The sequence below is a fragment of the Acinetobacter genomosp. 15BJ genome (genome assembly GCF_000400715.1).
Taxonomy (GTDB): Bacteria; Pseudomonadota; Gammaproteobacteria; order Pseudomonadales; family Moraxellaceae; genus Acinetobacter.
On sequence record NZ_KE007347.1, the window covers coordinates 2,087,625 to 2,108,006 of the forward strand.

A 20,382-nucleotide genomic window follows, 5' to 3' on the forward strand; every position below is an offset into this window, starting at 1 on the left:
AGAAAATATTCATCGACGTCTTTCCACCGTTGAATCAATGAAAAGACATGTCTGAATAAAAAATGAAAAACAAAAGTTACTTACCCGAATTACTGTGTTTCTGATTTTTCAGTTGTGTGATGTGATGACTGAGTAACCTGCGTTATCACTTGCGGTGGTGTAGGACTCAATTGATCCTGTTTCAGTGCTTTGGCTAAGCCAAACATATACAGCAAAATAATAACGGAGAATGGCAAACCACACAGCACTACAGCGCTTTGCATAGAGTGAAAACTCCCTGCCAACAGCAGCCCGATACTGACAATGGTTATCACCACAGACCAGAAAATTCGCAACCAAATCGGTGAGTCACTTTCATTGCTACCCCCTTTCGAGGACAGATTTGCGATCATGAGTGTACCAGAACCCACAGGGGTCAAAAACAATACGAAACAAATCACAACAACAATCCCAGCAACATAAGGATTGAACGGTAGAAATTCGAGAAGCTTAAATAAGGACAAAGCAGGATCGGTTAATACCAAATCACCTAAGATTTTTTGCTTTTGTTCCAAAATAAAATAGATTGCGGTATTGCCAAAAATCGAGATCCAAGCCAGCGTAAACCCCAATGGAATCAGACAGACACCGAGCACAACTTCACGAATGGTGCGACCTTTGGAAATACGCGCAATAAACATGCCGACGAATGGTGCCCATGCAATCCACCATGCCCAATAGAACACTGTCCATGAACCTAACCACTCACCTGCTTTGGCATTGTAGAGGTACATATCAAAGCTTTTCGCCAGAAAATGATCGAGATAATCACCCACGTTCTGTACTAATCCATTGAGCAAATGGTTGGTTGGCCCTGTGAGGAATACAAACAGCAAGAGCGCGTAGAGCAAACGCAAATTGATACGAGATAACCACGCCAAGCCCTTTTCAATCCCGACCACGGTAGTAATGGTTGCGACTGACATCATCAGCAACACCACCGTAATCAGTGTGGTTTGATTATTTGGAATCTCGGGCAAGAGATAATGCACGCCCGAAACCAATACCAAAGCACCGATCCCGAGGTTGGTCACCAAAGAAATGACCGTGGCTAAAATCCCGAAGCCATCAACAAAATCACCGATCAAACCATGAATACGTTCACCAAAGATTGGATACAGCGCGGAACGTAATGCCAATGGCAAGTTCTGACGAAAAGCAAAATAACCGAGTGTCACACCCAATAAGGCATACAATACCCAACCATGAATGCCCCAATGTAAAAAGCTATACATCATGGCATCACGTGCGGCTTGAATAGTTCCACCCTGACCCTCTGGCGGTCGAATAAAATGGTCAACGGGTTCAGCTACACCGTAATACAGCAGCGCAATCCCGATTCCTGCTGAAAACAGCATCGACACCCAAGCCAGATAGCCAAACTCAGGTTTATCGTCATCTTTGCCTAAAGGAATCTGCCCAACCCGTGAAAAAGCCAGCCAAGCAACAAAACCTAAACAAACCACAATCACCAGCATGTAGTACCAACCAAACAATTGATTGGCCTGCCCTTGTATATAGGTTAACCAGAACTGACTGCGCTGTGGAAACAACACAAACAATAGGCCAAAAATGCCGATACTGATTGCGGAGCTCCAAAAAACAAACAAATTTAAACGTATAGGTTCAGATGGGGACCCTTCATTACTTTCTGACACCATGTTCTTGCTCCTTGCAATTGGTGTTTTTTCTTAAAAAATAATGTGATAAGTGTTCAATTCTGCTTATCGCCTTATCCATAAGAATCTTTGATTTATTACGCTACTTCTCTTCTTGCCAATCAAAAATTCATTGATTTTTACAGATTATACTTTTTATTGATTGAACGTTCAATCAATAAAAAGTATGATAAAAAAATGTTATGATGCTCTACATCGAGAAATGTTGAATAAAAAGCACCTTGGCAGGGCTTTAAATGGATAAGCATGACAAAGCGTAGAGTAAAACCAGAGCATGTGCGACGTGAAGAGATTATTAGCGCCGCATTTTATGTAATTTCTGAAGTGGGGTTATCCAATACCACCATTGCACAGATTGCAAAAAAGGCCGAACTATCGACTGGCATTGTGAGTCACTATTTCGGTGACAAACAGGGATTAATCAATACCTGTATGCAAGAAATGCTCAACGTTTTGCGTCAAAAGACTGACCAATACAAAGCCGAAGCAGATACGCATCCAGAAAGCCAGATTAAGGCCATTATTGATTCCAACTTCGATATCAGTCAGGTCAACAAACAAGCCATGCGGGTCTGGTTAGACTTCTGGTCTGCCAGTATGCACCTTCCCGAACTTGGACGTTTACAACGAATTAATGATCAACGCCTGTATTCCAACTTGAAACATTATTTTCTTATGTTGGTCGATGATAAACAACAGGCAAGCATCGCTGCTCGCGGATTAGCAGCTTTGATTGACGGATTATGGTTACGCGGCAGTTTAAGTAGTCACGATGAGTTTGACAGCCAACTGGCACGTTCCATTGCTTACGATTATGTAAAAACGCAAATTCAATTTGCAAACAAGCCTTTGCAGGAGAAACAGAATGAGTGATGCACAAGTTCACCAGTTATATATCCACGGACGTTATGTCGCAGCGACCAGTGGCAAAACATTTAACAGCATTAACCCTGCCAACGGTGAAGTGATCGCAACACTTCAACAAGCCTCACAACAAGACATTGAAGCGGCTGTTCAAAGCGCACAACAAGGCCAAAAAATCTGGGCAGCCATGACCGCGATGGAGCGTTCACGCATCTTACGTCGTGCAGTTGATATCTTACGTGAACGTAATGATGAACTTGCCCAGCTCGAAACACTCGATACCGGTAAAGCCTATAGCGAAACTTCGACCGTGGATATCGTGACAGGCGCAGATGTACTCGAATATTACGCAGGTCTTGCAACCGCGATTCAAGGTGAGCAAGTACCACTGCGTGAATCAAGCTTCTTTTATACCCGTCGTGAACCACTTGGTGTGGTGGCTGGTATCGGTGCTTGGAACTATCCAATTCAAATCGCAATGTGGAAATCTGCACCTGCCCTAGCAGCGGGTAATGCCATGATTTTCAAACCAAGCGAAACCACCCCACTGACTGCATTTAAACTGGCTGAAATCTATACCGAAGCGGGCGTACCAGACGGCGTATTTAACGTGGTTCAAGGTGCGGGTCGTGATATCGGTCAATGGTTAACTGAACATCCTGTGATTGAAAAAATCTCGTTCACGGGTGGTGTCGAAACAGGCAAGAAAGTCATGGCCAGCGCTGCGGGTTCGACTTTGAAAGAAGTCACCATGGAGCTTGGCGGTAAATCACCCCTGATTATTTGTGATGATGCCAACCTCGACCGCGCTGCGGATATTGCAGTGATGGCAAACTTCTTTAGCTCAGGTCAAGTCTGCACCAATGGTACCCGTGTGTTTGTACCAAAAGCCTTGCTTGCTGACTTTGAAGCAGCCGTTGTGGAACGGGTAAAACGGATTCGTATCGGTGATCCGATGGCTGAGCAAACCAATTTCGGACCTCTCACCAGTTTCCCGCATATGGAAAAAGTGTTGTCTTTCATTGAGTCAGGCAAACAGCAAGGTGCAAAACTCTTGATCGGTGGTGGCCGTGCCACTGAAGGTGACTTAGCCAAAGGTACTTATGTACTACCGACTGTATTCAGCAACTGCCAAGATGATATGGCAATTGTGCAAGAAGAAATCTTTGGCCCAGTGATGAGCATTCTCAGCTATGAAACTGAGGAAGAAGTGATCCGTCGTGCCAATGACACCACTTTTGGCTTAGCCGCAGGTGTGGTGACCCAAGACATCACCAAAGCGCATCGCATGATTCATCAACTTGAAGCAGGTATCTGCTGGATCAATACCTGGGGCGAATCACCTGCGGAAATGCCAGTGGGTGGCTACAAGCAATCAGGTGTGGGCCGTGAAAATGGCTTAACCACCTTGGGTCATTACACCCGTATCAAATCCGTTCAAGTTGAGTTGGGTGAGTATCACAGCATTTTCTAATGCCCTCAGCTTTCACCCTCAAAATTAATCCTCAATGCCGAGCAATCCCATGATTGCATCGGCATCCTCAAGAATAGAAAAAGGGATAACGATGAATACTCAAGCATATGACTACATTATCATTGGCGCAGGATCTGCCGGAAATGTGCTCGCAACACGTCTGACTGAAGACAAAGATGTGACTGTTTTACTCTTGGAAGCCGGTGGTCCAGACTACCGTTTAGATTTCCGTACTCAAATGCCAGCCGCTTTGGCTTTTCCTTTACAAGGTCGTCGCTATAACTGGGCCTATGAAACCGATCCTGAACCCCACATGAACAATCGCCGTATGGAATGTGGTCGTGGTAAGGGTCTCGGTGGTTCTTCATTGATTAATGGCATGTGCTATATCCGTGGTAATGCCATGGATTTGGAGCAGTGGGCAACCATGAAAGGCCTGGAAGACTGGACCTATGCCGATTGCTTACCCTACTATAAAAAAGCTGAAACTCGTGATATCGGTGGCAATGACTACCATGGTGACCAAGGTCCTGTATCAGTCGCAACCCCTAAAAATGGCAACAATGTTTTGTTCCACGCGATGGTTGAAGCAGGCGTACAAGCGGGTTATCCACGTACCGATGACCTAAACGGTTATCAACAAGAAGGTTTCGGTCCAATGGATCGTACCGTGACGCCGAAAGGCCGTCGTTCAAGTACCGCCCGTGGTTATTTAGATCTGGCCAAAGGTCGTCCGAATTTGACCATCGTCACGCATGCCACCACCAATAAAATCCTGTTCAATCAAAAACAGGCGGTGGGTGTGGAATATATCATTGGCGCAGACCAAGCCAATATGAAACAGGCACAAGCCAAACGTGAAGTATTGCTTTGCGCAGGTGCGATTGCCTCACCACAAATCTTGCAACGCTCAGGCGTGGGTGAAAGCACGTTCCTAAAATCAATGGATATTGATGTTGTGCATGACTTACCGGGTGTGGGTGAGAACCTGCAAGACCACTTGGAAATGTACTTGCAATATCAATGTAAGCAACCTGTGTCGCTCTACCCTGCACTGCAATGGTATAACCAACCTGCAATCGGTGCTGAATGGTTATTCAATGGCACTGGCGTTGGCGCGAGCAACCAGTTCGAAGCAGGTGGCTTTATCCGTAGCTCGGAAGAGTTTGACTGGCCGAATATCCAATATCACTTCTTACCTGTTGCGATTAACTACAATGGTAGTAATGCAGTGAAAGAACATGGCTTCCAAGCCCATGTCGGTTCAATGCGCTCACCGTCACGTGGTCGCATCCAGCTCAAATCAAAAGATCCGTTTGAGCATCCAAGTATTCTGTTCAACTATATGTCTACAGAACAAGACTGGCGTGAATTCCGTGATGCGATCCGTATCACCCGTGAAATCATGGCTCAGCCTGCGCTTGATCCGTATCGTGGCGAAGAAATCAGTCCAGGGAAACATATCCAGACCGATGCAGAACTGGATGAGTTCGTACGTAGCCATGCAGAAACGGCGTTCCATCCATCATGCAGCTGTAAGATGGGCGAAGATGACATGGCGGTTGTAGATGGTCAAGGTCGCGTTCACGGCGTACAAGGCTTACGTGTGGTCGATGCCTCAATTATGCCGTTGATCATTACTGGTAACTTAAATGCCACCACCATTATGATCGCAGAAAAAATTGCCGATCAAATCCGTGGCAAAAAACTCCCTCGTTCTGAAGCAGCTTATTACAAAGCGGGTACAGCACCTGTACGTCAAGCACCGTTACGTCCAATACTATAAGGAAGATATTCCTTAGGGGATACCCGAAGCTCAGCTTCGGGTTTCACTTCATTCAGGGAGAAATGATGAAAAAAACTTTATTCTTAATTGCACCTTTGGCTTTTTATTTTCAAAGCACGCACGCCACTGAAAGCACCTCGCCCTACTCAGCCAATATCACTGCGGCCAGCCAATACGTTTCTCGCGGTTTTCAACAAACTTGGGGCAAACCTGCCTTACAAGGTGGACTGGATTACAACCATGCCAGTGGTTTTTATGCAGGCACTTGGGCATCGACGGTGAGTGATCATTTTATTCAGGATGCCTCGGTAGAATGGGATGTGTATACCGGCTATAGCCGCAGTTTTGGTGATTTAACCGTTGGCACTAAAGTCGCCTATTACTATTATCCTGGGGCAAAAACCACTGCGGATACAGGCAATACCCGTTTTGATTATGGGGAAATTATTCCTGAAATCAGCTATGGGCCGCTCAGCGTTAAATATGCGATTACCTATACCCAAGATTATTTCGGCAATAATTCAAATACCTTGGGCGTCGGCAACAATAAGCATTCACGTGGTTCGGGTTATCTGGATGTCAATTGGCATCAACCGATTACGCAAGGTTGGTCGGTCGATGCGCATTATGGCAACCAACGCATTAAAAACTTTTCTGCTGCTAGCTTCCAAGATGCCAGTTTTGCCGTCAACAAAGAACTGCCATACAATCTTTCCAGCAGTTTGACCTATAGCAAAGCATGGGATAAAGACGGTTTTTATCAGCAATATAGCAATGGCAATCCCAACGCCAAAGTCTCCAATCCAATTGATTCAACTGTGACCTTGTCACTGACCAAAAGCTTCTAATCCAAGCTCAATCGCATGATCTGACATAAAAAAGCCGCTTCATTGCAAGCGGCTTTTTGGAATCTTGGATATTAAGGCTTGATCAGTTCAATCGTTGAGCCTGCACGTTTTGGATCAATCAGAATCTTGGCATGTTGCTCTGGATCACGCAGCGCCTCAAAGGCATTGCCCACCCCTTCCAAACCGACCACACCCGTGATCAACGGTGAACAATCCACTTTACCTTCTGCAATCATATGCAGCGTGTCACGGAACTCAAGTGGGGTATAGCCCAGCACATACTGGATTTCTAATTCCTTATTGATGGCTAATGCTGGCTCTATTTTATCGCTTTGCATACAAACCCCCACCCCTACGATACGTGAGAATAGCGGTGCACCCTCTAAGATCTGCTGCATGATTCCTGCTACCCCCACGCACTCAAAAATCACCGGACGTTTCGGCAATATCCCGAGTTTATCCCCTACGCGCATGGCGTTCACCCACGGTAATGAGTAAGTCTGAACCTTGTCAAAAATTCCCATGCCCATATTCACTGCTTCAGAGACATTGCCCAATAAGCCAAGCTCTTTCCAACTACCGAATGGAGACTGTTGTTTAGGATCAATCAAGACATCCGCACCACATTGCTCGGCCAAACGACGACGGTTCGGTGAAAAATCACTGGCAATCACGGTTTTAACACCTGCTGCCTTGAGCATAATAATCACGCCCAAACCGACTGGACCACAACCAATCACGATCGCTGGCTCGTTTTTCTTGATTCGGCTACGACGTACCGCATGTAAGGCAACCGCCATTGGTTCAGTCAGCGCGGCACGATCCGCATCTAAGCCATTAGGTACTTCAAACATTAAACTCGATTGTACCAAGACCTGTTCTGCATAACCGCCAGAAGCACTTGGCGACAGCCCCGTCGGCACATAACCTTGCGGATCAACATTTAACAAAGGCATGGCACAAACCAAAGTATCGGCTTTCAATTTACGGCGTGTTTTTGGACCATAATCCAAGACTTTGCCGCAGAACTCATGACCAAACACCAGTTTATCCGAGGACTTTGCCACCCCATTAAAGCCGACTCGCGCTGCCAAATCATGCATATGATCGCAGTGATGTTGCATGTGTAAATCAGAACCACAGATACCGCAACGCACCACTTCAAGTAAGACTTGCCCCTTTGCAGGAACCAATTGAAGGCTGTCTTCCAGTTTTAATTCAGCGTTATGACAAATCAGAGATTTCATAGGATGCTTTCCTTTTTTGTTTTATTCCCATTGTTCACCTTCAGCACTTTGACCCGTTGCTGTACCAAGCAAACAATACATGAATCAATCCTGACAAGGATAATTGTCAAAAACTATGACCTAAATATCAATATATCGCAGCAATAAAGTCAGCAAATGATGTATTTTAAAATCGCTCGATTGATTCAAAAAAAGTTTAAAAATTATTCTCTTTTAACTTCAAATAGATGAATATTTTTTTCTGGACTACCGCCCTATTTTTATTAAAACGATCAAATTTAAACCTTGCATTTAATAGTGTCTTTATGACACTATATATTTACTGGCTTTAAGCCACTATAAAAGAGAAGCTAAAAATGACGATTCAACTTAAGACAGCTCAAGCGAATGTTCCCATCGAGTTTTTGCAGTTTTCAGGTGGTGAACGTCATATTCAACTACAGCCTGAGTTATTGAACCAATTACAAGCTGACACTCAGATCAAAGCCTCACTACAGAACAGCACAGATGTGATGGATTATCTATTACTGGAAAATGTGTTGCTGCAACAAGGTACTCGCCTTTTAGTGGAAATCCCTTATTTTCCCTATGCACGTCAAGACCGTATCTGTGCACAAGGTCAGGCCTTCTCACTGGATTTAATGACCAAGCTATTGAATAGCAATAGCGAAAAATTTGCAGGACAGCGTCAGAAAATTGTGGTGTGGGATTGTCATAGCCCAGTGACCCTTGAGCTGTTACGCAAAAATACTAGCTTCCAAACGGTGATCAATATCGAACCGATTGAGATTATCCAGCAAAGCCCAGCATTGATGCAGATTTTAAGCGCTGACAATACGGTATTGATCTGCCCTGATGCAGGCGCAACACAACGCACCCAAGCGATTGCAAACGGTATCGATCCGCAACGCCAACAAGCCATTGAAGTGATTCACTGTGAAAAGAAACGTGATCCAAGCACTGGAAAAATTAGAACAACGGCGGTGGATAGCCCTGATTTGACAGGAAAAACAGCCGTGATTACCGATGACATTTGCGATGGTGGTGCAACCTTTATTGGTATTGCCAAACAACTACGCAGCCTAAACTGCCAAAACATTATTTTATATGTCACGCATGGCATCTTTAGCAAAGGTCTTTCGGTATTTGATGGCTTGGTCGATCAGGTCTTTACCAGCAATAGCCTGCCACAAGCAGAAGCAAACAAACTTAACATCATCAATTTTCAAAATTAAGATTTAAAGCAAGAGGCCGATAAAAATGAGTATTAAAATTAACCCACTCAATGCAATTGATTTCTATAAAGCAGACCACCGTCGTCAGTATCCAGTGGGAACTGAATACGTCTATGCCAACTTTACCCCACGTTCATCACGTTTAGCCAAAATGCTGCCTAACTTTGATGACAAGATTGTGTTTTTTGGTCTGCAAGGCTTTATCAAACACTTTCTGATTGAAACTTGGAATGAGGGCTTCTTCAATCAACCTAAAGCCAAAGTGGTGGCAGCCTATAAACGCCGTATGGACAACGCTTTAGGTGAAGGTGCGGTGCCGGTCGAGCACATCGAAGCCTTGCACGATCTTGGCTATTTACCATTAAAAATTAAAGCCTTGCCAGAAGGTAGTCGAGTCAATATCAAAGTGCCTGTATTGACCATTATCAATACTGATCCGAATTTCTTTTGGTTAACCAACTATATTGAAACCGTACTCAGTGCTGAGCTCTGGAAAAGCTGTACCACCGCCAGCATTGCCTATGAATACAAACGCTTGTTGACCCAATATGCAGAAAAAACAGGTGCACCTTTAGACTTTGTTGCTGTTCAAGGCCATGATTTTAGTAGCCGAGGGATGAGTGGGATCTATGATGCAGCCCAATCAGGCGTGGGCCACTTGACCAGTTTTATCGGAACCGATTCAGTTGCTTCAATTGACTATGCTGAAGAATATTACAATGCAACAGGTGTGGTGGGCGTTTCAGTACCTGCAACAGAACATAGTGTGATGTGTATGGGCAGTGAAGAAAGTGAAATCGAGACCTTTAGACGTTTGATCTGTGAGCTTTATCCTGCTGGTGTAGTCAGTATCGTTTCAGATACTTGGGACTTCTGGCGTGTGATTACTGAATTTAGCGTGGAATTAAAAGCAGAGATTTTAAAACGCCAACCGAATGCCCTCGGACTCGCCAAAGTGGTGTTTCGTCCAGATTCAGGTGATCCCGTGAAAATTATCTGTGGTGATCCTGATGCAGAGCTAGATAGTCCCGCTTATAAAGGTGCAGTGCAGTGTTTATGGGAAATTTTTGGCGGTACTGAAACAGCACAAGGTTATAAAGTACTGAACGAGCGTGTTGGCTTAATCTATGGTGACTCGATTACCCTAGAACGTGCCCAAAATATCTTAAAAGGTTTGGAAGCCAAAGGCTTTGCTTCAAATAATCTGGTTTTTGGAATTGGCAGCTATACCTATAATTATTTGACTCGTGATAGCTTTGGTTTTGCCGTAAAAGCCACTTGGGGTCAGGTCAACGGCGTCGGTCGTGAACTGTTTAAAGACCCAGTGACCGACTCAGGTGTTAAAAAATCAGCCAAGGGCTTATTACGGGTTGAACAGACTGAGAATGGTTTTGAGTTATTTGATCAACAAAGCTTTGAACAGGAGAAGATGGGTGCACTGCAAACAGTATTTGAAAATGGTCAATTGTTAAGAGAATGCTCGCTTGATCAAATCCGGGCGAGATTAGTCTAAAACGATATCAATATCACTCATTTCACATTTGAAGTTTATCTACGCTACATCATGACAGTCGGCATGGATGCCGCCCATTTAACGATCTTGCACGAAGTTCAGAATGCTATTTTGAACTTCGCTCAGGATGTACCATCAGCTCATTCAAATCTATAAAAAACCTTTATACTTGATTCACTCATCCATGAGACAACGCCAAATGACCTATACCACCGAACAGGAATACCTTGCTCACTATCAAAAAACAGACTATGACACGCCTCTGTTTACGGTCGATATGGCAATTTTTTCTGTAGCAAAAGGTCAATTACAAGTCTTAATAATTCAACGCTCCAACTTTCCCGAAAAAGGCAAATGGGCGCTACCGGGTGGCTTTGTCGATTTAAAAACCGATCCAGATTTAATGGCAACAGCCCACCGTAAACTGCTTGAAAAAACAGGGATTCACTCCCCTTACCTAGAACAAGTCGAAACCATTGGTAATCAACATCGTGATCCACGTGGCTGGTCCATTACCGCTTTATATTTTGCCTTAATTGATTTTGACAAATTTGAAATTCAAGCAAGTCACACCACCGAGTATAGTCAATGGCTTGCAATCGATCAGGCACTACAGCTGGATTTAGCTTTTGATCATCAACAGCTACTCCAACTCGCTTATGATCGGCTTGGTAATAAAACCCGTTACACCGCTCTACCAGCCAGTCTCATGCCTGAGCTTTTTACCCTGACCGAATTACAAACCATTTATGAAATTATTTTAGGTCATACATTAGAAAAAAAATCATTTAGACGGCGTATGCAGGAAGCAGGTGCAGTTGAAGAAACAGGACAGCAAAAAATTGTCGGCAAGCGCCCAGCCCAATTGTTTCGCTATGCATTGGAAAGTTATAACTTCACCTTTCCGCGCATGCTGGAAACGCCACGCAACTCTGCTGAAAATGAAAAGAGCTAAGGTATAACCTTAGCTCTAATTACTAATAGTTTAAGTTTACTTCCAAGCTTGGCGAATCAAGTCCACTGCTTTTTCAGCAATCATAATGGTCGGTGCATTGGTATTGCCATTCACTACAGTTGGCATAATTGAGGCATCAACCACGCGCAAACCTTCGACACCATACACTTTCAGTTCAGGATCAACCACGGCCATTTCATCTACACCCATTTTACAACTGCCGACTGGGTGATAGACCGTATCAACACGTTGGCGTAAAATTTCACGAATTTCATCATCAGACTGAACATTGGCGGTAAACATGTCCTCTTTAATTTTTTCACTTAAAGCAGGAGCATTCATTAACTTTTGCGTGACTTTATAACCATCGATCATATCTTGAAGATCTTGCTCATCCTCAAGGAATTTAAAGTCAATCAGCAATGGATCATCCACATGTTTACCACTGAGTTTGACCGAACCACGCGCACGCGGATTCAACAAACACACATGGCATGAAATTCCATGTCCCATATGCATGGTTCGAGCATGGTTATCGACCACGGCAATCACAAAATGCAGCTGTAAGTTTGGCTTATCCAACTCAGGACGAGTTTTTAAGAAACCACCACACTCAGCAAAATTGGTGGTGATCAAACCACGACGCTCTTTACGATAGCGTCCAATTTGTTTCACTAAATCGATGCTACCACCAACCGAGACCCCGAAGGTTCCCTCCATTTGCTTTGTTTTATAAGCAAAAATAAAGTCAGGATGGTCATGCAGGTTTTCACCAACACCCGCTAAATCTTTAACAACGGGAATGCCGTGCTTTTCAAGCTCTTGACGAGGACCAATACCAGACAACATCAACACTTGTGGCGATTGGAACGCACCTGCTGATAAGAGCACTTCTTTATTGGCTTGGACAATCGTGGTTTGGCCTTTATGTTTATATTCAACCCCGACAGCACGACCATTTTCAATCACAATTCGTGAAACACTGGCTTGCGTAATCACCTGTAGATTCGGACGAGTACCTAAATAAGGGAACAAATAACCGCGTGCAGCACTCCAACGTTCGCCATTTTTTTGCGTAACTTGATAAACCCCAAGTCCTTCTTGTTCTGCACCATTGAAGTCATCATTCAGCGGATAATTCACCTGCTTCGCAGCTTCAACAAAGCTTTTTTGATAAGGGTTATCCGAACGTAGTTCACTGACATTAAGTGGACCATGTTGTCCATGATATTCATTACGAATGCGTTCGTTGTGCTCTGATTTTATAAAATATGGCAAAACATCTTCATAAGACCATCCTGCATTACCCAAAGCAGCCCAATGATCATAGTCACTACGATGTCCTCGAACATAAACCATGGCATTGATGGCAGAACTACCGCCTAAACACTTACCTCGCGGTTGATAGCCTTTTCGGCCATTCAACCCTTTTTGTGGAATGGTTTCTAAAGCCCAGTTATTAATTTTAGTCGGGATACTAATCACTGCTGCTGAAGGTGTATTCACCAACCAACTGTTGCCATCACCACCAGCTTCTAATAAACATACCGAAATATTTGGATTTTCCGATAATCGTCCAGCCAGTACCGATCCTGCTGAACCACCACCTATAATTACAAAATCAAAAGCTGTTTCTGTCATCGCTATACTCTGTTTTTTCTTTTTAAAAAGTGGAAGCATTATGCCGAACACGGCATTTAAATACTGTTGTAGTTGTCTAACCAATTCATATCAATATAAGCAACTTAACTGGATCATCATCAAAGCGCAATAGCCAAATCCAGCAGCCTCGTTGTTGTAAAAAGAGAATCTGTTGCAAAACTACTGGATGGATTCTTTCTCTAATTTTTTCTGTTTCAGATACTCAACATGTTGACGATCTGTTTTCCACGATGGTTCCAATACTTCTTTCTCAATACGATAGCGAATTCTTTTCTGTTTCATGGGGCTGATCACCTCTTCATTGAAACTTTTCACATATTTCAGCCAAGCCTTACCTCGAAACACATTTTCAGGCATTTCTGTTTTAAATTCACTACGAGGTGTAAAAACAATAACCGAATGTAAATATTGTGGATCTAACACGTCATTTAGCACCATCTCTAGTACTTTGCTATGTTTATAGTTTTGATGTAAAGGGTTTTGAAATTTATAGCTTTTCTTGTAAATTTTTTGCGTCCATTGCTTTTGACGAGCACTCCCAAAAATCCATCCTGTATAATTTTTGGTTTCTACAATAAAAACCCCATAAGGACTTATTAAAATATGGTCAATTTGAGTTGTACCTTGCGCACCATCAGGGATCGTCACGTTGTTTAATAACATATACTCTTCCCCTAACCCCTTATCTACGTGAACTGAAACCATCAGCTCACCCATTTTTCCTTTAAAATATGGTGATTTCAAATAAGTGAGAATAGCAAGAATAATAATGAAAAATATAAAGTATAAAAGCATATTCATTCCCCAGTAATTTTAAATTAAATTTATTAAAAACAAAAACAAGATCTAAAAATTTTAAAATATATTTTATCAATGCACACTTAATTATTTATATTTCTATATTCATTATAAATTAAAATCAAACCACCCATAAAAATAAAAAACAGACCTAACAATTTTAATCCATCTATTTTTCTAACCTGCATTCCTAGAAATCCTGTGCTATCAATAACCGTTGCAAAGAGCATTTGTCCCAAGAAAACCCATAACAATGTATTTGTTGCTCCTATTTGAGGAGCTGCAAGAAACATACAAAGAATATAAAGAGAGCCAAGAAAACCTGGAAACCACATCCACCATGAAGCTTGTTGGTATAATGGAGGTTTAATCGTACCATCAACGATTAATGCAATCATCAGTGATGCAATTGCTCCACCAATATAAAGCACAAAAGTTGATTGAATTTGAGAAGCACCACTTGTATTTCGAAAAGCATTTACCATTGCGAGCTGTAATGGAACGATCACACCTCCCAATATGCTAATCATGATATAGCTAATATTATGCATGGTCATTTTCTCTTTTTATTTTGATTTAATCATATCGTAAATACCCAGCTTAACTCAGCATCTTAGTCATTTACTTTTAACAGATTAGGACAATATATATTTCGCTTTACTTTGACCGTGGAAAGTCAGCAAACACACAATTTAAAATTATTTATTCCTTTATTTTCTTCTATTTAACAATTTATTTAATCATTATCTGATACGGAACAGATTATAGCTACGGACTCAATTTAAGTTATTAAATTTAAAAAAACCAGACGTAAAAAAACCGCTAACTTAGCGGTTTCTTATCTCATCTTTTAAGATGATGGTCGGAGCAGTAGGATTCGAACCTACGACCCCCTGGTCCCAAACCAGGTGCACTACCAGGCTGTGCTATGCTCCGAAATTGGGGTGAATGACGGGATTCGAACCCGCGACAACCGGAATCACAATCCGGGGCTCTACCAACTGAGCTACATCCACCATCAAAACTTTGATTCTATATACCAAGCTGCCAAATGGCGCGCCTGACAGGATTCGAACCTGTGACCATCCGCTTAGAAGGCGGATGCTCTATCCAACTGAGCTACAGGCGCATAACGATGATAATACTATCACGATACTTCGCCGATATTTAAAACTATGTTTTTCAACATATTTTAAATGGTCGGAGCAGTAGGATTCGAACCTACGACCCCCTGGTCCCAAACCAGGTGCACTACCAGGCTGTGCTATGCTCCGATTTCTTTTCAGCTTTTATTGTATCGCACATCGTGCGGTACGGTGTGCATTCTAGGCGCGACGCCTTAGAACGTCAACACCTATTTTCCAAAAAACTAATAAATCCTTATCAAATGTATATTTAACAAGCATTTTCAGACGTTTTAGCGTTTCAAAGAAGCACTAAAGTTCAACATTCGATCTAAGGGTAATTTCGCCCGTTCAGCTAAGGCTGGATCAACGTGTATTTCTTGATCGGCATGCTGTAATACATGCAAAATACCATCCAGTTCGTTCATTGCCATCCACGGACAATGTGCACATGAACGACAAGTTGCCCCCTCACCTGCAGTTGGTGCTTCAAATAATTCTTTATCAGGCGCTGCTTGCTGCATTTTATAGAAAATGCCGCGATCTGTTGCCACGATCATTTGTTTATGCGGTAAGGTCTGTGCTGCTTTAATCAGTTGCGAGGTGCTGCCCACCGCGTCTGCAATATCCACCACCGATTCAGGTGACTCAGGGTGAACCAATACCGCAGCATCTGGGTAAAGTGCTTTCATTTGCGCAATCCCACGCGCGCGGAATTCTTCATGTACGATACATGCGCCATCCCACAACAACATTTCCGCGCCTGTTTTCTTTTGAATATAGCGACCTAAATGCTGATCTGGTGCCCAAATAATTTTTTCACCCAAACTATCTAAGTGTTCAATAATCTCTACAGCACAGCTAGAAGTCACCACCCAATCGGCACGTGCTTTGACTGCTGCAGAAGTATTGGCATAGACCACTACGGTATGATCTGGATGTTGATCACAGAATGCAGTGAACTCATCTACAGGACAGCCCAAATCAAGTGAACAGGTTGCTTCCAATGTTGGCATCAAAACTGTTTTTTCAGGGGATAAGATTTTTGAGGTTTCGCCCATAAACTTCACGCCTGCCACCACAAGCGTTGTTGCAGGATGATCACGACCAAAACGCGCCATTTCCAATGAATCAGAAACACAGCCACCTGTCAGTTCGGCAAGCTCTTGCACTTCAGGATCACAGTAATAGTGAGCCACAAGGACTGCATTGCGCTTTTTCAACTCAGCTGCAATTTGGGCAAACTTTTCTTGTTTCACTTCTGGGCTAAGGCTATTGTCCTTTGGCTCGCCCAAACGATCTAAATGCGCCTGCACAATATTTTTGGCTTCGTTCGCAATTAAATTCGCATCATTCATAAAACGTCTTCTCTATCCTGCGTGCTTGCATCACTGCAAACTTTTAACGTGGGTAATGGCGTGATCATTTGGGAAAAATCACCTCATCCACAAACTAGCTTATAAAAAAAGCCCCACTGTGGAGGCTTTATTATAACGCAAATTTATGAGCGATAATCGGCATTAATTTTGACATAGTCGTAAGAAAAGTCACAGGTATAGACCGTATCTTTTGCTGTGCCACGACCAAGGTCTATACGAATGCTAATTTCTTTCTCAGCCATGACGGCTGCGCCCGCTTCTTCGGTATAGTCTGGGTTTGCCCCACCATCTAGGCAAATCTGGACATCACCCAGCCAGACTTGAACTTTACTGCTATCTAGGTTTGGTACACCCGCCTTACCAATCGCCATCACAATACGACCCCAGTTTGGATCTGAGGCAAATAAAGCCGTTTTAATTAGCGGTGACTCAGCAACACTATAAGCAACATCACAACATTCTTGGGTATTGGCTCCGCCTTCCACCTGAACCGTAATGAACTTGGTCGCACCCTCACCATCACGCACAATCAATTGCGCCAAACGATTCATGATACGTGCAAGCACATCGAGCACTTGTTGATAACGTGCATCGTCTTGACTCTGGATTTCAGCACCACCAGCTAAACCTGTCGCCACAAAGATACAAGAGTCATTGGTCGAGGTATCACCATCAATGGTAATGCGGTTAAAAGAATGCTCAACCGTAGTTTGCAATAACCGCTGCACCAATTCAGCACTAATCGGGGCATCGGTTGCAACGAAGCTCAACATAGTCGCCATATTCGGACGAATCATGCCTGCGCCTTTGCTAATTCCCGTCATGGTATAGCTCACACCATCTAGCTCAAACTGCTCAGATGCACCTTTTGGTGTAGTGTCTGTGGTCATAATGCCCGATGCAGCGTCCGCCCAACGATCCGCATTTAAATCATTTAATGCAGGTTGAATGCCTTGTACTAAACGTTCAATTGGAAGTTGCTCACCAATCACACCAGTTGAAAACGGTAAAACCTGATTGGATTGAACACCAGTTAACTCAGCCAACTTTGCACAAGTCGCCTCTGCATTTTTATAACCAACTGTTCCTGTTGCAGCATTGGCATTACCCGTATTGATAATCAGGTAACGTGGGGTATTTTCTGTTAAATGCTTTTTACTTAATTGAACAGGCGCAGCCGCAAAAGCGCTTTGGGTAAATACCCCTGCAACCGTTGAGCCTTCGGCAAATTCAAAAATGACTAAATCTCGTCGATTTGGATAACGTACATACGCCTCAGTTGAGCCAATTTTTACACCCTGCACCACATGCATAAGTGGCATTGTTACGTCACCAACAGCCATTTTTAAACTTCCATTCAATTTGTTATGAAAAAGAAAATGAATACATACCCTATATATGAGACTCGGAAAGGTCATCTACAACCTGCGTGGTATTTGTAATATCCCGTTTCTGCGATAGATAAAACAAATGCAACAAGTGAACAGGTTTTGTAGATGACAATGCCTTTGGTTACTTTGGGCGAAACCAAAGTAGCTCGAACCGAAGGTTATTCCTAATATTGAATTACACTAAGCAAGACACCGCCTCGCTAATAACTGAGTTACGGTTCAAGTCATAAAATATGTCGATTCATATCTGTTAAGTAGCTTATTCCAAAAAGAAATGAAAATCGAGTATTAACACTACAGATTATGGAATTTGGCTTTGCTCTAAACTCAGTAAAATCTGCTTCTTATCCAGACCACCTGCAAAACCCACCAAAGCTCCACTCGACCCAATCACCCGATGACACGGTGCAATAATCGAAATCGGATTCTTACCATTGGCTGCCCCAACCGCACGCACAGCTTTTTCATTACCCAACTGAACGGCAATGTCTTTATAACTGCGTGTTTCCCCATAAGGAATACTCAATAAAGCCTGCCAGACTTGTTGCTGAAATGCAGTGCCTTGAAAATCCAAAGGTAAATCAAACTGCTGACGTTGCCCAGCAAAATACTGTTCTAATTGTTGTTTGACGCGATGCAGCATCGGATGCTGGCGATCTTCAACCAATTCAGAAAGTCGCACCCGTTTATGATCTTCATTGCCCCACATCACGGCGACAAGTGCCTGATCATGAGCAACCAGTTTTAATGCACCCACAGGAGAATCCATGTACATATACACCAGTTGCATCACACTCTCCTCAACCATTAATTTGATGATAACTTCATTAATACAAGACCTGAAACGATTAATACCGCTGCGATCATACGCATAGCCGTCATGGGTTCATTCAAGATCAAAATGCCAACAACAAATGATCCAATTGCTCCAATTCCCGTCCAGATGGTATAGGCCGTTCCAAGTGGAAGTGTCCGCATCGACATGGAAAGTAATACCACACTTAAAATCATGAAAACAATGGTCACGATACTTGGCGTTAACTTGGTAAATCCTTCAGACATCTTCATGGAATATGCCCAAATAACTTCAAAAATACCTGCCAAAATTAGAATTGCCCATGCCATTTTATTACGCTCAACTTTATCGAGTGTCGGGTCGTCCCAACGTGATTCTTTCGAGGGAGGTCGTCCTCCTAGGTGCAGCAGTGTACTGTAAAACATACAAATCATGTGATTTGTTCTGTATCTAAAATCACTAAAACATTGAAAAATTTAGTCTTCTATTAAAATACATTACTGCCAGATAATCTGATCGACCCGCATCAGCTCACATGCGCCATTACCTGTATCCTCTCGAGATAAAGAACTCTTCCAGCGCCAGCCATCTTGGCTCTGAATCTCAATCAGAGAACCCTTTAAATACACCAAATCATCTTGTTTAATTTTTTTCATTTGTGCTGCAATTGTGGCATTGGCGGGAACCAGATGCATATTGGCACTATGTGTTGCAATCTGCCGCAGTGGAATGGGTGGCTCGTGATCGACAGACCAACGATACCAACGGTTACTTTGGGAAATATCAATCTGTTTGTAAACCTGAGGATTGGCCATTTCACCCCAACCTACCGCAATATCCATAGGAGAAAACTCAGCTTCACGCCCCAAGTGATAGTCTTCTCTTGAAAGCACGCGAAATGAACCCTCATAATTTTCCAGTGCCACAACCTGCACACCTTGCTGAGTCGTAATCTGACTGATATCAGGTGTAGGCTTAATCCATTTTGTCCACAGCATCCAGCCGAGTGCAATCACCAGCAAGCCATACATCCATCTCGGCATGTTATTGATCCTGTTTATTTCTTAAGGCTTTTACCCATTGCTTAAATCGCGCTAAAGCAGCTGTAAAAAATTGCTGAATCAGACTTAAGACATGCTCATCTTGCTGCTGATATTTATTCTGAGCCACATGTTGTTTTGAAGTAGCCAGTTCCATCGGTTCATAATGCGGCATGGTTTGCTGTAATTCCGCACCGAGATTCAAGCGCTGTAATGCGGCAGTCACCTCAGCAATCGGGTCCTGATGATAGAGGGCTAAATGGCGTGCTTCTAAATCAATACAGTGTTCAATGAGTTGATCTGAAAAAGGCAGTAATGCTTTCCTCACCCGCTGTGCTTCTACAGGGCTACTCATATGGGGAATATAATAAAAACTCACATGCATACTGCCATCAGCAGGAATCAGCTCAAGTTGAGAAGCTGTCACACGCTGAGATTTTGCTCTCAGATTGCTGTCAGCGTTTAGTTTATCTATTATTGGATTGTCTTGTTGTTCTAAAGCCATTTATGCACCATGAATGACTCAAAAAAGATACTGTCAGTATAAACCAA

At 43.1% G+C, this 20,382-nt stretch carries 18 protein-coding genes and 4 tRNA genes; 7 read left to right on the top strand and 15 right to left on the bottom strand.

Translation table 11 applies throughout. The annotated features are described in order from the left end of the window. Nucleotides 1-89 precede the first annotated feature (89 nt). Nucleotides 90-1,700 (bottom strand): BCCT family transporter, encoded by a 1,611-nt coding sequence (locus tag F896_RS04595; protein ID WP_016164620.1) that lies wholly within the window; start codon nt 1,698-1,700, stop codon nt 90-92. 264 nt (nt 1,701-1,964) lie between these two features. On the opposite strand from F896_RS04595, the gene betI reads away from it, so the two are divergent. The 4 genes from betI (at nt 1,965) to F896_RS04575 (ending at nt 6,690) form a co-directional block, all read left to right on the top strand. Continuing rightward, nucleotides 1,965-2,591 carry a transcriptional regulator BetI gene (betI, locus tag F896_RS04590; protein WP_004804724.1) on the top strand — a complete coding sequence of 209 codons (627 nt, stop codon included), beginning with the start codon at nt 1,965-1,967 and terminating at the stop codon, nt 2,589-2,591. Next, nucleotides 2,584-4,056, top strand: a complete 1,473-nt coding sequence (gene betB / locus F896_RS04585) for a betaine-aldehyde dehydrogenase (RefSeq protein WP_016164621.1) — start codon at nt 2,584-2,586, stop codon at nt 4,054-4,056. The genes betI and betB overlap by 8 nt, the downstream gene beginning before the upstream one ends. Nucleotides 4,057-4,147: 91 nt before the next feature. After that, the gene (gene betA, locus F896_RS04580; RefSeq protein ID WP_032882314.1) at nt 4,148-5,842 is read left to right on the top strand and encodes a choline dehydrogenase; all 1,695 of its coding nucleotides are present in this window, start codon (nt 4,148-4,150) and stop codon (nt 5,840-5,842) included. 65 nt (nt 5,843-5,907) lie between these two features. Further along, the gene (locus F896_RS04575; RefSeq protein ID WP_016164623.1) at nt 5,908-6,690 is read left to right on the top strand and encodes a TorF family putative porin; all 783 of its coding nucleotides are present in this window, start codon (nt 5,908-5,910) and stop codon (nt 6,688-6,690) included. Between the two features lie 71 nt (nt 6,691-6,761). Here the strand turns inward: F896_RS04575 and F896_RS04570 are convergent, their stop codons facing one another. Continuing rightward, nucleotides 6,762-7,937, bottom strand: coding sequence for a zinc-binding dehydrogenase (locus F896_RS04570; RefSeq protein ID WP_016164624.1), 1,176 nt, complete (start codon nt 7,935-7,937; stop codon nt 6,762-6,764). 356 nt (nt 7,938-8,293) lie between these two features. Between F896_RS04570 and F896_RS04565 the strand changes: the two genes are divergently transcribed. From F896_RS04565 to F896_RS04555, 3 genes are all read left to right on the top strand, one after another. Further along, on the top strand, nt 8,294-9,172 hold the full coding sequence (locus F896_RS04565; protein WP_016164625.1) for a phosphoribosyltransferase family protein: 879 nt from the start codon (nt 8,294-8,296) through the stop codon (nt 9,170-9,172). 25 nt (nt 9,173-9,197) lie between these two features. Continuing rightward, nucleotides 9,198-10,685 (top strand): nicotinate phosphoribosyltransferase, encoded by a 1,488-nt coding sequence (locus tag F896_RS04560; protein ID WP_016164626.1) that lies wholly within the window; start codon nt 9,198-9,200, stop codon nt 10,683-10,685. Between the two features lie 199 nt (nt 10,686-10,884). Further along, on the top strand, nt 10,885-11,640 hold the full coding sequence (locus F896_RS04555; protein ID WP_016164627.1) for an ADPR responsive transcriptional repressor NtrR: 756 nt from the start codon (nt 10,885-10,887) through the stop codon (nt 11,638-11,640). 36 nt (nt 11,641-11,676) lie between these two features. On the opposite strand, the gene F896_RS04550 is transcribed toward F896_RS04555, so the two are convergent. The 13 genes from F896_RS04550 to F896_RS04495 all read right to left on the bottom strand — a co-directional run bounded on the left by F896_RS04550 (nt 11,677) and on the right by F896_RS04495 (nt 20,335). Then, nucleotides 11,677-13,281, bottom strand: a complete 1,605-nt coding sequence (locus F896_RS04550; RefSeq protein ID WP_016164628.1) for a GMC family oxidoreductase — start codon at nt 13,279-13,281, stop codon at nt 11,677-11,679. A gap of 180 nt (nt 13,282-13,461) precedes the next feature. Next, nucleotides 13,462-14,097, bottom strand: coding sequence for a nuclease-related domain-containing protein (locus tag F896_RS04545; RefSeq protein WP_016164629.1), 636 nt, complete (start codon nt 14,095-14,097; stop codon nt 13,462-13,464). Between the two features lie 86 nt (nt 14,098-14,183). Then, nucleotides 14,184-14,651 carry a DMT family transporter gene (locus F896_RS04540; protein ID WP_016164630.1) on the bottom strand — a complete coding sequence of 156 codons (468 nt, stop codon included), beginning with the start codon at nt 14,649-14,651 and terminating at the stop codon, nt 14,184-14,186. Nucleotides 14,652-14,959: 308 nt separating this feature from the next. After that, nucleotides 14,960-15,036 (bottom strand) — tRNA-Pro (locus tag F896_RS04535). 4 nt (nt 15,037-15,040) lie between these two features. Continuing rightward, nucleotides 15,041-15,116 (bottom strand) — tRNA-His (locus tag F896_RS04530). Between the two features lie 36 nt (nt 15,117-15,152). Then, nucleotides 15,153-15,229 (bottom strand) — tRNA-Arg (locus F896_RS04525). A gap of 68 nt (nt 15,230-15,297) precedes the next feature. Next, nucleotides 15,298-15,374, bottom strand: a tRNA-Pro gene (locus F896_RS04520). 143 nt (nt 15,375-15,517) lie between these two features. Continuing rightward, nucleotides 15,518-16,582 carry a quinolinate synthase NadA gene (nadA, locus tag F896_RS04515; protein WP_004655525.1) on the bottom strand — a complete coding sequence of 355 codons (1,065 nt, stop codon included), beginning with the start codon at nt 16,580-16,582 and terminating at the stop codon, nt 15,518-15,520. 143 nt (nt 16,583-16,725) lie between these two features. Then, the gene (gene argJ, locus F896_RS04510) at nt 16,726-17,946 is read right to left on the bottom strand and encodes a bifunctional glutamate N-acetyltransferase/amino-acid acetyltransferase ArgJ (protein ID WP_016164631.1); all 1,221 of its coding nucleotides are present in this window, start codon (nt 17,944-17,946) and stop codon (nt 16,726-16,728) included. Nucleotides 17,947-18,295: 349 nt separating this feature from the next. After that, nucleotides 18,296-18,784 carry a methylated-DNA--[protein]-cysteine S-methyltransferase gene (locus F896_RS04505; RefSeq protein ID WP_016164632.1) on the bottom strand — a complete coding sequence of 163 codons (489 nt, stop codon included), beginning with the start codon at nt 18,782-18,784 and terminating at the stop codon, nt 18,296-18,298. A gap of 17 nt (nt 18,785-18,801) precedes the next feature. After that, nucleotides 18,802-19,119 (bottom strand): DMT family transporter, encoded by a 318-nt coding sequence (locus F896_RS0120020; protein ID WP_004655532.1) that lies wholly within the window; start codon nt 19,117-19,119, stop codon nt 18,802-18,804. 168 nt (nt 19,120-19,287) lie between these two features. After that, complete coding sequence (locus tag F896_RS04500; RefSeq protein WP_016164634.1) at nt 19,288-19,833, bottom strand: hypothetical protein; 546 nt, start codon at nt 19,831-19,833, stop codon at nt 19,288-19,290. Nucleotide 19,834: 1 nt separating this feature from the next. Beyond that, nucleotides 19,835-20,335: a hypothetical protein gene (locus F896_RS04495; protein WP_016164635.1), complete on the bottom strand. Its 501-nt coding sequence runs from the start codon at nt 20,333-20,335 to the stop codon at nt 19,835-19,837. Nucleotides 20,336-20,382: the final 47 nt, after the last annotated feature.